This window comes from Caulobacter sp. X (genome assembly GCF_002742635.1).
Lineage (GTDB): Bacteria > Pseudomonadota > Alphaproteobacteria > Caulobacterales > Caulobacteraceae > Caulobacter.
On record NZ_PEGF01000002.1, the window covers coordinates 1,872,560 to 1,885,660 of the forward strand.

The following is a 13,101-nucleotide window of genomic DNA, read 5'->3' on the forward strand; positions in this document are numbered from 1 at the left end:
ATCGGCCGCCCCCAAAGGAGCGGCCGATCGTCTTCCACAAGACAGTCTTCCAAAATATTGAGGGTCGTCTAGTCGACGACCTGATACTTGCCGTTGGCGTCGGGGCAGACGCGCACGAAGCGCTTCTGGACGCGGCCGTCGGGCAAGTAGATCGGGCTTTCGGCCAAGGTACAGCCGTTGATGTCGGCCTTCGGGCGGTCGGCGACGCGATAACCCTCGTGGCGCTCGTAGCTGCGCTCGTAATAGCTGTCGCGCTCGGCGTCGCGGCGGGCGTCTTCATACGAGGACGGCGGAGGCGGCGGCGGCTCGTTATAGGCCACCGGCGGCGGGGGAGGCGGCGGTGGCGGAGCGCGGCCCGGCGTACAGGCGGCCGAGTTCTTGCCGACGTTCGTGCCGATCACCGCGCCCAGTAGGCCGCCCAGGACAGCGCCTTCGGTGCGCGCGCCCTTGGCGGCGATGCCGCTGCCGATGGCCGCGCCGATGCCGGCGCCGGCCAAGCCGCCGCCCGTGCCGCGCTGCGTCGTCGAACGCTGGCACTCATCGTAATAGGGCCGCTGGTCATAGGCGCCGCCCGAGCCATAGGCCTGGGCCGAGGCCAGGGTCGGCGTAAGAACGCCGCAGACGAGGGCGAAGCTGACGCCCAGAACGGTCTTCATCTTGGTGGTCCTGCTCTTGGTGGCGGTCATGGTCATGAGAGAGCTTGTCAATTTGGGGGCGAAAGCCCGATCCGTTCGTTGGACAAGCTATGGCGTAGTCAACATGAACGACGCCTGACCGAGGTGTTCAGCTTCCTTCCCGCGCTGTATGGACGGCCTCTGCGCGCCGTCCTCGGCGCCGAAACGGATACGAAATGCGAGAACTGACGATCGACGCGGTCGGCGCCCAGGGCGACGGCCTCTCCCGCAATGCGGAGGGCAAGGGCGCGGCCTTCGTGCCCCTGACCCTGCCGGGCGAGCGGGTGCTGGCCAGGATGGAGGGCGCGCGCGGCGAGATCGCCGATATCCTCATCCCCAGTCCCGATCGCGTGACGCCGCCGTGCCGACACTTCGGAACCTGCGGCGGCTGCGCCCTGCAGCACTGGGCGGCGGAACCCTACCGCGCCTGGAAGGCCGAGCAGATCCGGATCCAGCTGTCGATGGAAGGGCTGGAGACCGAGATCCTGCCGACCTTCGCCGCCCCGCCGGCCTCGCGTCGCCGCGTGGCGCTGCATGCGCGCAAGGGGCCCAAGGGCGCCGGCGCGCTGCTGGGCTTCAAGGCGCGTCGCTCCTGGAACCTCGTGCCGATCGAGGAGTGCCCGGTCACTGATCCGCGCCTCGTCGCCGCCCTGCCGGCCCTGGCGCGCCTGGCCGAGCCGTTCCTGGAGCATCCCAAGTCCGCGCCGACCCTGCACGTGACCCTGACCGGCACCGGCCTCGACATCGACGTCACGGGCGTCGAGCGCAAGAGCGGCGGGTTGTCGGCCGACGCCCGCATGCGCGCGGCCATGGCGGCCAGCGAGGGCGACTTCGCGCGCGTCACCATGGCCGGCGAGACGGTTTATGGCGCGCGCCAGCCGCTGGTGAAGCTGGGCCCGGCGGTGGTGGCCCTGCCGCCGGGCGCCTTCCTGCAGGCCGTGCCGGCGGCCGAGCGCGCCATGGTCGACTTCGCCGTCGCACAGGCGCAGGGCGCGAGCCGCCTCGCGGATCTCTATTGCGGGGTCGGCACCTTCACCTTCCGTCTGGCCGAGATCGGCGCGGTGCACGCCGCCGAGATGAGCGCGCCGGCCATCGAAGCGCTCAAGGCCGCCATCGGCTCGACGCCGGGCCTGAAGCCCATTCAGGCCGAGGCGCGCGACCTGATCCGCCGGCCGGTGCTGAGCACCGAGCTCGCTAAGACCGACGTCGTGGTCATCGACCCGCCGCGCGCCGGCGCGGCCGAACAGACGGTCGAGATCGCCAAGTCCAAGGTCGCCAAGGTGATCAGCGTCTCGTGCAATCCGGCCACCTTCGCCAAGGACGCGCGCGCCCTGGTCGACGCCGGCTTCCGGCTGGAGAAGGTGCTGCCGGTCGACCAGTTCGTCTGGTCGCCGCACATCGAGTTGGTCGGCGTCTTCTCGCGCTGACGCCGAACCCCTGGTTTGCGTCCGCCGACCCGTCGGCTAAGCAAGGACAGGGAGCGGGGGCGGCGGTTTGCGAGCTTACCAAGCGGGACGACGGTTCGAGGCGCTGGACGGCCTGCGCGGCGTCGCGGCCGTCGGCGTCATGCTCTACCACGTTGGCGGCTGGACCGGCCGGCATGGCCTGGTCCCCCACGGCTATCTCGCGGTCGACTTCTTCTTCTGCCTGTCGGGCTTCGTCCTGGCCCACGCCTATGGCCGCCGTGAGATCGGTTGGCTGGGCTTCATGCGCCAGCGGCTGATCCGGCTGTGGCCGCTGATCGCCCTGACCATGCTGCTGGGCGCCACCGTCATCATCCAGCATCGCGAGCGGGTGCCGGGCTGGCTCGGCCTGGGCCTCCTGATGATCCCGCGCGTCTGGACCAGCGACGACGGCTTCTCACCGCTTTTTCCTTTGAATCCGCCGGCTTGGTCGCTGTTCTTCGAGCTGATCGTCGGCGCGGCCTGGTTCCCGATCCGGCGGCTGGGCGTCCTGGGGCATGTGCTGATGGTGGTGCTGCTGATCCCAGTCATGGCCTATGTCGCGCACGGCATGGGCGGGGTGCTGACGGGCTGGGATCGCGGCACCTTCGTGATCAGCTTCCTGCGCACGATCTTCGCCTTCCTGCTGGGCTGGGGCTGTTATCGGATACAGGCCTTCACGACCTGGAGCCTGCCCATCTGGGTCCTGGCCTTCGTGCTGGCGGCCGTGATGAGTTTTCCGTGGACGCCGTTGAATTGGCTCTACGATTTCGTCTGCGTGAGCGTGGTCTTTCCGCTGATGGTTCTGGCCGGAACGCGAGATCCGACGGGGTGGCTGGGCGCGCTGTGCCGGGTGTCGGGCGCGATCTCCTATCCGCTGTACGCGCTCCACTGGCTGGGCTGGGAGCTGATGCTGCGCGGCTTCCGGGCGATCGGCGGCAAGGGCTACCCGATTGGTTTCGCGCTGGTGGCCATCCCGGTGATCATCGCCGGCGCCTGGGCGGTGCTGAAGCTCTATGACGAGCCCGTGCGTCGTCGCCTGCGGGTTTGGCTAGAAAAGTCTGGGCCGATTGTCGGAAGCGGGCATAGTCGCTCGTCGTAGACGGGAACGAGGACCGCGCGATGCTCTACGCCATACTCTGCTATAACTATGAGGACGTCGTCTGCGCCTGGTCCAAGGACGAGGAGGACGCGGTCATGGAGAAGCTGGGCGTCGTCCAGGAGCGCCTGGCGCGGGAGGGCAAGCTCGGCCCCGTCGCCCGCCTGATGCCCACGACCGCCGCCACGACCCTGCGCAAGGACCGCGATCCGCCGCTGGTGCTGGACGGTCCGTTCGCCGAGACCAAGGAGCAGTTGCTCGGCTTCTACGTCGTCGACTGCGACTCCCTCGACGATGCGCTGGAGGTCGCCAAGGACCTGGGTAAGGCCAATCCCGGCGGCTCTTACGAGATCCGGCCGATCGCGATGTTCAACCCCGGCGAGGCTGGCGCATGACCGACCTGGCCTGGATCGAGGGCGCGGTCGTCGCCGCTCGCCCCCAGGCCATGGCGGCGCTGCTGCGCTACTTCCGCGACATGGACGCGGCCGAGGAGGCGTTCCAGGACGCCTGCCTGCGGGCGCTGAAGGCCTGGCCCAGGAACGGCCCGCCGCGAGATCCGACGGCCTGGCTGATCATGGTCGGCCGCAACGCCGCTATCGACGCCGTCCGCAAGACCAGCCGCAACGCCCCGCTGCCGCCCGAGGAGCTGCTCTCGGATCTCGAGGACGCCGAGGCCGACGCGGCCGAGCGGCTGGATGGCTCGCACTATCGCGATGACGTCCTGCGCCTGCTGTTCATCTGCTGCCATCCCGACCTGCCGGCCACCCAGCAGATCGCGCTCGCCCTGCGCATCGTCTCGGGCCTCACCGTTCGCGAGATCGCCCGCGCTTTCCTGGTGGGCGAGGGCGCCATGGAGCAGCGGATCACCCGCGCCAAGGCCAGGATCGGCGCCGGCGACGCGCCGTTCGAGGCGCCGGGACCGGTGGAGCGCGCCCAGCGCTTCGCGGCCGTGGCGGCCATGATCTACCTCGTGTTCAACGAGGGCTATTCGGCCGGCCGCCGGGCGGCGGAAGCGCGCAGCGGGCTCTGCGACGAGGCGATCCGGCTGGCCCGTCTGCTGCTGCGGCTGTTCCCGGCCGAGCCGGAGATGATGGGCCTGACCGCCTTGCTTCTGCTGCAGCACGCCCGCGCCGAGGCGCGCTTCGCCGCCGACGGAACCGCCATCCTGCTTGAGGATCAGGATCGAAGCCTCTGGAATCGCAAGATGATCGGCGAGAGCCTCGCCCTGATCGACAAGGCCATGCTCAAGCGCGATCCCGGGCCGTACCAGGTGCAGGCCGCGATCGCCGCCCTGCATGCGCGGGCGGCGCGGCCCGAGGATACCGACTGGCGCGGCATCGACCAGCTCTACGCCACCCTGGAGATCATGCAGCCCTCGCCGGTGGTGACCCTGAACCGCGCGGTCGCGACGGCCAAGGTGCGCGGGCCCGAGGCCGCCCTGGCCATGGTCGAACCGTTGGGCGCGCGGCTGGACGGCTATTTCCACTATCACGGCGCGCGGGGGGCTTTCCTGCTGCAAGCCGGACGCCCTCGTGAGGCGCGTCAGGCGTTCGACCGCGCCATCGCCCTGGCCAACACCGCCGCGGAAGCCGCCAGCATCCGCCAGTATCTCGATCGCCTGGCGGCCGAGGCGGGCGCGTGAGTGCTCATTCAAATGTTCTTGAAATGTTCTCGTGACGTGACATGATCGCGTCATGGCTCAGGCGGCGAACATCAAGGGCGCGGTTCCCAATGGCCCCGTTCCCAGGGGGCGGGGCGCGCGCTCCAACCGGTCGGGACGTTTCGAGGCTTTGGAGCGTGAGGCCTTCGACGACGGCTGGGGCGAGGAGGAAGAGCCCAAGCAGCTGAAGACCGAGCTTCAGCCGATGAAGTCGCGGACGATCATCGCCCGCAACCAGAGCCCGGACGTCGGCTTCGACCGCTCGATCAATCCCTATCGCGGCTGCAGCCACGGCTGCATCTACTGCTATGCGCGGCCCAACCACGCCTATCTCGGCCTCTCACCGGGCCTGGACTTCGAGAGCAAGATCTTCTTCAAGCCGCACGCGGGCGAGCTGCTGGAAAAGGAGCTGGCCAAGCCCAGCTACACGCCCGCGACGATCCATATCGGCGGCGACACCGACCCTTATCAGCCGGACGAGAAACAGTTGCGGGTGACCCGGCAGGTGATCGACGTGCTGGAGCGCTACAGCCACCCGTTCACGATCATCACCAAGTCGGCGCTGATCCTGCGCGATCTGGACATCTATGCTCGGCTGGCCCAGCGGAAGCTGACGCGGGTGGCGATCTCGATCACGACCCTGGACCGCAAGCTGGCCCGCAGCATGGAGCCGCGCGCGGCCACGCCCGGCAAGCGGATCGAGGCGGTGCGGCGGCTGACCGAGGCGGGCGTGCCGGTGACGGTGATGTTCGCCCCGGCGATCCCCGGCCTCAACGACCACGAGGTGGAGGCGGTGCTGGAGGCCTCGGCCAAGGCTGGCGCGCGCGGCGCCGGCTATGTCGCCCTGCGCCTGCCGCGCGAGATCGCCCAGCTGTTCGAGGAGTGGCTGGAGACCGACCATCCCGACCGCGCGCGCCGGGTGATGTCGCTGGTGCGCCAGGTGCGGCGGGGCGAGACCTATCGCTCGGGCTGGGGCGAGCGGATGACCGGCGAGGGACCGGTCGCCGAGGTCCTGCGCCAGCGCTTCCACCTGGCGGTCAAGAAGTTCGGCCTGGACCAGCCTTGGGCGCCGCTGGACTGCGGCCAGTTCCAGCGGCCGGTGCTGGGCGGGGCGCAGATGGACTTGTTCGGCTAGGAGGGCGACGCTCGACAGGCCTTTGCGCTCAACACGCCTTCTAAGAACCCTGACTTCCTGGGCCTTGTGCCCAGGACCCATGGTGGCGGTGGGCTCTGACATCGAGGAGAACAGGAGCTGAGAGGCCAAGGTCCCTTTTCGAATGCAACGGCCACGGAACGATGGATCCTGGGCACAGGGCCCAGGAAGGCGGGTCTTACATGTCGATCCGGCCAAGGCTTGGCTTTGTCGCTTGACCCCGAGCGGCCCGCTGGCGAAGCAAGGGCATGATCTCCGTCGTGCTGCTCGCTTCCGAGGACCTGCCGGGTCTGGCCGCCCAGATGGCCATGCTGGTGCCCGCCGCCGTCGATGGCCTGGTCAAGGAGGTGATCGTCGTTGGTCAGTCCGCGCCAGGCGTCGAGGCCTTGGTCGAGGACAGTGGGGCTCGGTTGGTTTCCCTTGAGGGCGATGCGGCGGCCTGCTTCGCGGCGGGCGCGGCGGCGGCGCGCGGCGACTGGGTCCTGACCCTGCGCGCGGCGCCGGCCTTGCGCGAGGGCTGGCGCGAGCCGGTCGAGAAGCACCTGGCGGGAGGCGGCGGGACCGCGGCGGCTCTGGCCGCGCCGGGGGGGCTGTTCGCCAGGCCATTGCACGGGGTGCTCGTCCGGCGTCTCGACTGGCCGGCGAGCGGCGGCGGTGACGAGCGGGCGCTCGCCAAGGTGCTTAAAGCGCGGCGTCTGGCCTACTAGCTCTTTTCCGCCGATCTCCCCGCCGAAGGCCGGGGTCCAGATCGAATTCAGAGCGTACGGGCTTTAGCGAGGTGGGCTGGCGCATTCACGCCAACTGCGCAGGACGAATCTGGGCCCCGGCCTTCGCCGGGGAGGGCGGAAGTGGTCCGTTCCTACGGCAGACCGCTGACCAGCTCGCCGATCGAGGTCGCCTGCTGCACCTTGGGATCCAGGCGGAAATCGACCAGCCGCGCGCCGCTGGCGACGGCGTCCAGGGTGCGGTTCTCGGCCCCCATCAGCCGGCGATAGGTCCAGTAGCTGGCCATCACCTTCTCGACATAGTTGCGGGTCTCCTGGAACGGCAGGCTCTCGATCAGCAACAGGCTGTCGCAGTCGCCGCCCAGTTGCTGGAGCGTGCGGTTCAGCGTGCCCGGCCCGCCGTTATAGGCGGCGACGGCGCGCAGGATGTCGGGGCTCTGCAGGCCGCGATCCATCAGCCAGGTGAAATAGTCTTGGCCGACCCGCAGGTTGAAGGCCGGATCGAACAGCGGCGTGTTGTCGGCCAGCAGCTTGTCGTCGCCGGCGGCGCGAGCGGCGGCGACGGGCATCACCTGCATCAGCCCCACGGCGCCGGCGTTCGAGACGGCCAGCGGGTCGAAGCGGCTCTCCTGGCGCACCAAGGCGTAGACCAGGGCCTTGTCCAGCGTGAAGCCGCCAATCGGCTCCAGGGCGGGCAGGGGATAGTCCTCGCCGCCGACCCGGCGCATCGGCCGGCCGGCGTTCAGGGGCGCGTTGGCGTTGAGCGCGAGGGCCAGGGTCGTCCAGTCGCCGCGCAGGGTCTCTGTGTCGGCCAGGGAAAGGCCGGCGCGCAGCTCCTCGCCCGCCTCGCGCCAGCGGCCGATCTGGGCCAGGGCGGCGGCGCGATGGGCGCGCGGATCCGAGCGCAGCAGGCGCTCCAGCGAGGCGCTGTCCGGTCCGGCGTAAGAGGCGCGGGTGATCAGGGCCGCGATCGGGTCTTCCAGGTCGTCGGTCGTCGCCAGGCCTGTCAGCGCCAGCTGCCGCGCGGCGATCATGCCGTAGAAGGTGTGCGGCGCGGCGCTGGCCTTGACCAGGAATTGGCGGGCGCGATCCTCGCCGCCGGCCTGACTGGCCGCGCGCGCGGCCCAGAAGGCGCCGGCGGCGCGCATCCATTCGTCTTGATTGGGATCGTCGGCGACCTGCTCGAAGAACCGCTGGGCCTGGGCGGCCTCGCCCAGGCGATAGGCCGACAGCCCCGCGATCCACCGCTCGCCGCTGGCGACGGCCAGCGCATAGGCGCGGCGGATGTCGCCGGAATAGTAGGCCTCCCGCGCGGCGCGTCCCTTGTCGGCGGCCGGCGGACCGCGATCGCCGGCGACGAACAGCGCCGGGATGAGCGGCGACGCGACGCGCTTGCCGGACGGCTTGCGCTTGATCGCCAGGGCGTAGACGCGCTCGGCGCCCGCTTCGTCGGCATAGCGATCCAGCCAGCCGGCCAGCTCGTCATAGCGGGCCGAATACAGCGTCGGATGCATCAGCCTGGCGAAGGCCAAGCGTCCGGCCAGACTGCGGTCCCGGACATTGGCGAAGGCGGCCTCGGCGGCGTCGAAGTCACCGCGATCCGTGGCGGCGAAGGCGGCGCGATAGGCGCGCGCGTCGTCCTGCGACAGGGGTTCGAGCGCGCTGGCGTGCGCGACCGTGAAGCATAGGAAGACGGCCGAGACGACGGCCAGAGCGCGAGTCCAAAGCGGCAAATGCTGTCCGCGCCCCCGAAGCCGCGCGTCCCCGTTCAACTGGTGGGGGAAACTTCTAGTGGGGGCGTTCGGGCCGATCAAGCCGTTCGGTTAATGTCAGAAGATCTTGCCACGCCTTCTTTTTCTGGGCCGGCGTCCGCAACAGGAAGGCCGGATGCAGCGTCGGCATGGCGGGCAGTTCGGTGGCCTTGTCCTCGGACAGCCACTCGAACCAGCGACCGCGCATCGACAGGATGCCCTCGTCGCGTTTCAGCATGGCCTTGGCCGAGGCGCCGCCAGCCAGCAGCAGCATCTTGGGCTTCACCAGAGCGATTGCACGCTCGACGAATGGTGCGCAGACGGCTTGCTCCTGCGGCGTCGGCGTGCGGTTGCCGGGCGGCCGCCAGAAGACGGTGTTGGTGATGAAGACGCGGCCTTCCAGGCCGGCGGCTTTCAGCATGCGGTCCAGCAGCTTGCCGGCGCGGCCGACGAAGGGCTGGCCTTGCGCGTCTTCGTCCGCGCCGGGGCCTTCGCCGATGATCATCAGCGGCGCATCGGCGACGCCTCGCGAGAACACGGCCTGCTTGGCGCCCTGGGTCTTCAGCGGGCAGCCGTCGAAGGCGGCGATGGCGGCGGCCAGGCTTTCGAGATCCTGGCAGGCGGCCGCGGCGGCCTTGGCGGCGGCGATCGCCGTTCCGACGTCGGGGCCCCGCACGGCGGCCAGGCCTGGACGCGTCGGCGGCGGGGGAGGCGGCGGCTGGCTCTTGGCCCGCAGCATCGCCACGCCCTCGGCCAGCCGATCGATCGGCGCGTCGGCGTACGAGGCCTCGACGCCCGCGTCGGCCCAGAAGGCCAGCAGGCTCTCGACGGCGCGTTGATCGACGGCGGGGCTCATGTCACCGTCATAAAGGGTGAAGACCCAAAAAGTCAGCGGTTTTGGCGGAGTCGCTCACCGAATTCGGAACCAGGGGGCGTCGGGATGGCCTTGTCTACGCTGCGGCGCAGCGAAAAATTGCGGCGGACGCTTGACCGCCTCCGCGTCACGTTCGGATAAGCTGTGATTCAAACAGTCATAAGACGGGCCGGAGGGCCCAGCCGGGAGAACCCATGAGCGAAGACCTCGAACGCGAGTCGATGGAGTACGACGTCGTGATCGTCGGCGGCGGTCCCGCGGGGCTCTCGGCCGCGATCCGCCTGAAGCAGATGGCCGCCAAGGCCGGGACCGACATCTCGGTCGCCCTGCTGGAAAAGGGCTCGGAAGTCGGCGCGCACATCCTGTCGGGCGCCGTGATCGACCCCAAGGGCCTGGCCGAACTCTTCCCGAACTGGAAGGAAGAGGGCGCGCCGCTCGAGACGCCGGTCACCAAGGACCGCTTCAAGCTGCTGGGCCCGCAGGGCGAGCTTTCCCTGCCCATGTGGGCGATGCCGCCCTTCATGCACAACCACGGCTGCTACATCGCCTCGCTGGCCAACGTCACCCGCTGGCTGGCGACCAAGGCCGAGGAGCTGGGCGTCGAGATCTATCCGGGCTTCGCGGCTTCGGATCTGGTCTGGAACGCGGACGGCTCGGTCAAGGGCGTGGTGGTCGGCGTCGTCGGGATCGCCAAGGACGGCCACCACAAGCCGGACTATCAGCCGGGCATGGAGCTGCACGGCAAGTACGTGTTCATCGCCGAGGGCGTGCGCGGCTCGCTGGCCAAGCAACTGATCGCCAAGTTCAACCTCGACGCCGGCAAGTCGCCGCAGAAGTACGGCATCGGCATCAAGGAGCTGTGGCAGGTCCCGCCCGAGAAGCACCAGCCGGGCTTGGCCGAGCACACCACCGGCTGGCCGCTGGACAACAAGACCGGCGGCGGCAGCTTCATGTACCACTTCGGGGACAACTACGTGGCCATCGGCTACGTCGTGCACCTGAACTACAAGAACCCCTGGCTGTCGCCATTCGACGAGTTCCAGCGCTTCAAGCAGCACCCGACCGTGCGTCCGCACCTGGAAGGCGGCAAGCGCATCGCCTACGGCGCGCGGGCCATCACCGAGGGCGGCTACCAGTCCGTGCCGAAGCTGATCTTCCCGGGCGGCGCGCTGATCGGCTGCTCGGCCGGCTTCGTCAACGTGCCACGCATCAAGGGCAGCCACAACGCCGTCAAGACCGGCATGCTGGCCGCCGAGGCCGCGTTCGAGGCGGTCCAGGCTGGCCGCGCCAGCGACGAGCTGACCGCCTACCAGACGTCCTACGAAAACTCGTGGGTCGCCAAGGAGCTGAAGGTCGTCCGCAACGCCAAGCCGCTGCTGGGCAAGTTCGGCACCGCCTTGGGCGGCGCGTTCGGCATGCTGGACATGTGGACCAACCACCTGTTCGGCTTCTCGTTCTTCGGCACGATGAAGCACGATAAGACCGACGCGGCCTCGACGGGCCTGGCCAAGGACTACAAGCCGATCGTCTATCCCAAGCCCGATGGCGTGATCAGCTTCGACAAGCTCTCGTCTGTGTTCCTGTCGGCCACCAACCACGAGGAAGACCAGCCGGCGCACCTGAAGCTGAAGGACCCGTCGATCCCGATCGCGGTGAACCTGCCCAAGTACGGCGAGCCGGCGCGTCTGTACTGCCCGGCCGGCGTCTACGAGGTGCTCTACAACGAGCAAGGGTCCGATCCGCGCTTCCAGATCAACGCCCAGAACTGCGTCCACTGCAAAACCTGCGACATCAAGGATCCGTCGCAGAACATCGTCTGGACCACGCCGGAAGGCGGCGGCGGACCGAACTATCCGAACATGTAGGAGCAGTCCCTGACGCGCTCGAAAGCCTCCCGGTCCTGGCCGGGAGGCTTTTTGTTGCGGACCGCCTCGAAACCTCCGAGGGTGCGGCCATGACGCGTATCAAAGTCCTCCTCGCCTGCGTTTCCGTCGCCGCCCTGGCCGCCTGTTCCAGCGTGCCCCGTGAGATCACGATGCGGGGGCCGATCGCGCTGGGCTCGCCGCTGTTCGACACCCGCAGTTCCTACGGTCAGTTCCTGGCGGGCCAGGCGGCCTTGCGCGATGGCCAATCGAAGCAGGCGGCGACCTATTTCGACGCGGCCGCCTCGATGGACGATGACCCGGGTCTGATCGGCGAGCGGGCTTTCACGGCCCTGCTGCTGGCCGGCGACATCACGCGCGCCGCCGCGGTGGCGCCGACGGCCGCCGACACGCCCGAAGCGGTCAAGCGGCTTAGCGTGCTGACCCGCGTGGTCGAGGCGATCGCGGTGGGCGACGGCAAGACGGCCGAGACGCTGCTGAAGAGCTCGCCGCCCGGCTTCCCGCACCAGCAGGCGGCCGCCTTGCTGGGCCCGTGGGCCGCGGCGCTGGCCGGCGACAAGGAGGGGGCGGTGGTCCAGCCGGTCCTGCGCAACGACAGGCTGGTGCAGTTCTTCGGCCAACAGGGCCAGGCGCGGCTGCTTGAGCGCGCCAAGCGCTATGACGAGGCCGAGACCGACTACAAGGCGCTGACCGCCAACGCCGCGACCGCCAGCATCTTCACGCTGGACTACGGCGCGTTCCTGGAGCGTCGCAAGCGTCACGCCGACGCCGTGGCGCTGTACGATGGCGCCCTGCGCGCGGCGCCGAACGATATCGGCCTGTTGCGCGCCCGCGCCCGCGCCGCCGCCAAGGGCGCGCCGCCGCCCGCGCCCACCATCCGCCAGGGCGCGGCGGAAGGCTTGATCGCCTGCGCGGCCACCTTCGCCGGCGAGCGCCAGATTCAGTTCGCCCAGGCCTATCTGCGCCTGGCGCTGCGGCTTGATCCTGGTCGCGACGAGGCCTGGGTGCTGCTGGGCGACCTGATGAACCAGAACGAGGATCCCAAGGGCGCGATCGAGGCGTTCTCGCGCGTGCCGGCGACCTCGACGCACTATGTCACCGCCCAGACCAAGACCGCCTGGTCCCTGAACGACCTGGGCGACAAGGCCAAGGCGCTGGAGGTGGCTCGCGCGGCGGCCGCGGCCGCGCCGAATGACCGAGACGCCCAGGTGGCGCTGGCCGATCTCCTGCGGTCCAACAGCCAATGGAACGAGTCCGTCGCGGTGCTGGATCCGATCATCGCGCGCGAGGCCGCTTCGCCCGATTGGCGTCTGCTGTATCTGCGCGCGGTCTCGCTGGAGCAGGGCGACCGCTGGCCCGAGGCCGAGCGCGATCTGCAGGCGGCGCTGAAGCTCAATCCGGACGAGCCCGAGCTGCTGAACTTCCTGGGCTACAGCTGGATCGATCGCGGCCAGCACCTGAAGGAGGCGCTGGCCATGGTCCAGAAGGCGGTCGACGCGCGGCCGCAGTCGGGCGCCATGCTCGACTCCCTGGGCTGGGCCTATTACCGGCTGGGCGACTACAAGACCGCCGTCGAGAAGCTGGAAGCCGCCGTCGAGATGGAGCCGGGCGACCCCGACGTGAACGGCCACCTGGGCGACGCCTACTGGCAGGTGGGGCGCAAGATCGAGGCTACCTTCCAGTGGCGGCGGGTGCTGAGCCTGGAGCCCGACGACAAGCAGAAGGCCGAGGCCGAGGCCAAGCTGAAGAATGGCCTGGGGCCGGCGACGACGCCGATCGCCAAGTCGACGGTCGCCCACAACTGAGCTATCGCACGGCCGCTTTCGCAACCGAGCTTTGA

At 69.4% G+C, this 13,101-nt stretch carries 11 protein-coding genes; 8 read left to right on the forward strand and 3 right to left on the reverse strand.

Annotated elements, in window-relative coordinates:
* Window positions 1-68: 68 nt before the first annotated feature.
* Window positions 69-692, reverse strand: coding sequence for a hypothetical protein (locus CSW60_RS21330; RefSeq protein ID WP_099539043.1), 624 nt, complete (start codon window positions 690-692; stop codon window positions 69-71).
* A gap of 158 nt (window positions 693-850) precedes the next feature.
* Here CSW60_RS21330 and CSW60_RS21335 point away from each other — a divergent pair, with 158 nt between their 5' ends.
* The 6 genes from CSW60_RS21335 (at window position 851) to CSW60_RS21360 (ending at window position 6,735) form a co-directional block, all read left to right on the forward strand.
* The gene (locus tag CSW60_RS21335) at window positions 851-2,101 is read left to right on the forward strand and encodes a class I SAM-dependent RNA methyltransferase (RefSeq protein WP_099539044.1); all 1,251 of its coding nucleotides are present in this window, start codon (window positions 851-853) and stop codon (window positions 2,099-2,101) included.
* A 67-nt stretch (window positions 2,102-2,168) separates the two neighbouring features.
* Window positions 2,169-3,218 (forward strand): acyltransferase, encoded by a 1,050-nt coding sequence (locus CSW60_RS21340; protein WP_099539045.1) that lies wholly within the window; start codon window positions 2,169-2,171, stop codon window positions 3,216-3,218.
* Window positions 3,219-3,238: 20 nt separating this feature from the next.
* Entirely contained in the window at window positions 3,239-3,610 is a 372-nt protein-coding gene (locus CSW60_RS21345; protein WP_099539046.1) for a YciI family protein, read from the forward strand.
* Window positions 3,607-4,857, forward strand: coding sequence for an RNA polymerase sigma factor (locus tag CSW60_RS21350; RefSeq protein ID WP_099539047.1), 1,251 nt, complete (start codon window positions 3,607-3,609; stop codon window positions 4,855-4,857). Before CSW60_RS21345 ends, CSW60_RS21350 begins: the two co-directional genes overlap by 4 nt.
* Window positions 4,858-4,909: 52 nt before the next feature.
* Window positions 4,910-6,010 carry a PA0069 family radical SAM protein gene (locus tag CSW60_RS21355; protein ID WP_099539048.1) on the forward strand — a complete coding sequence of 367 codons (1,101 nt, stop codon included), beginning with the start codon at window positions 4,910-4,912 and terminating at the stop codon, window positions 6,008-6,010.
* Between the two features lie 266 nt (window positions 6,011-6,276).
* On the forward strand, window positions 6,277-6,735 hold the full coding sequence (locus CSW60_RS21360) for a cell wall biosynthesis glycosyltransferase (RefSeq protein ID WP_099539049.1): 459 nt from the start codon (window positions 6,277-6,279) through the stop codon (window positions 6,733-6,735).
* Between the two features lie 152 nt (window positions 6,736-6,887).
* Here the strand turns inward: CSW60_RS21360 and CSW60_RS21365 are convergent, their stop codons facing one another.
* Both CSW60_RS21365 and CSW60_RS21370 read right to left on the reverse strand, forming a co-directional pair.
* Window positions 6,888-8,486, reverse strand: a complete 1,599-nt coding sequence (locus CSW60_RS21365; RefSeq protein WP_099539050.1) for a lytic transglycosylase domain-containing protein — start codon at window positions 8,484-8,486, stop codon at window positions 6,888-6,890.
* Between the two features lie 55 nt (window positions 8,487-8,541).
* Complete coding sequence (locus CSW60_RS21370) at window positions 8,542-9,360, reverse strand: uracil-DNA glycosylase (protein ID WP_099539051.1); 819 nt, start codon at window positions 9,358-9,360, stop codon at window positions 8,542-8,544.
* A 212-nt stretch (window positions 9,361-9,572) separates the two neighbouring features.
* Here CSW60_RS21370 and CSW60_RS21375 point away from each other — a divergent pair, with 212 nt between their 5' ends.
* Window positions 9,573-11,243, forward strand: coding sequence for an electron transfer flavoprotein-ubiquinone oxidoreductase (locus tag CSW60_RS21375; RefSeq protein ID WP_099539052.1), 1,671 nt, complete (start codon window positions 9,573-9,575; stop codon window positions 11,241-11,243).
* Between the two features lie 89 nt (window positions 11,244-11,332).
* Entirely contained in the window at window positions 11,333-13,066 is a 1,734-nt protein-coding gene (locus CSW60_RS21380; RefSeq protein WP_099539053.1) for a tetratricopeptide repeat protein, read from the forward strand.
* The last annotated feature ends 35 nt before the right edge of the window (window positions 13,067-13,101 follow it).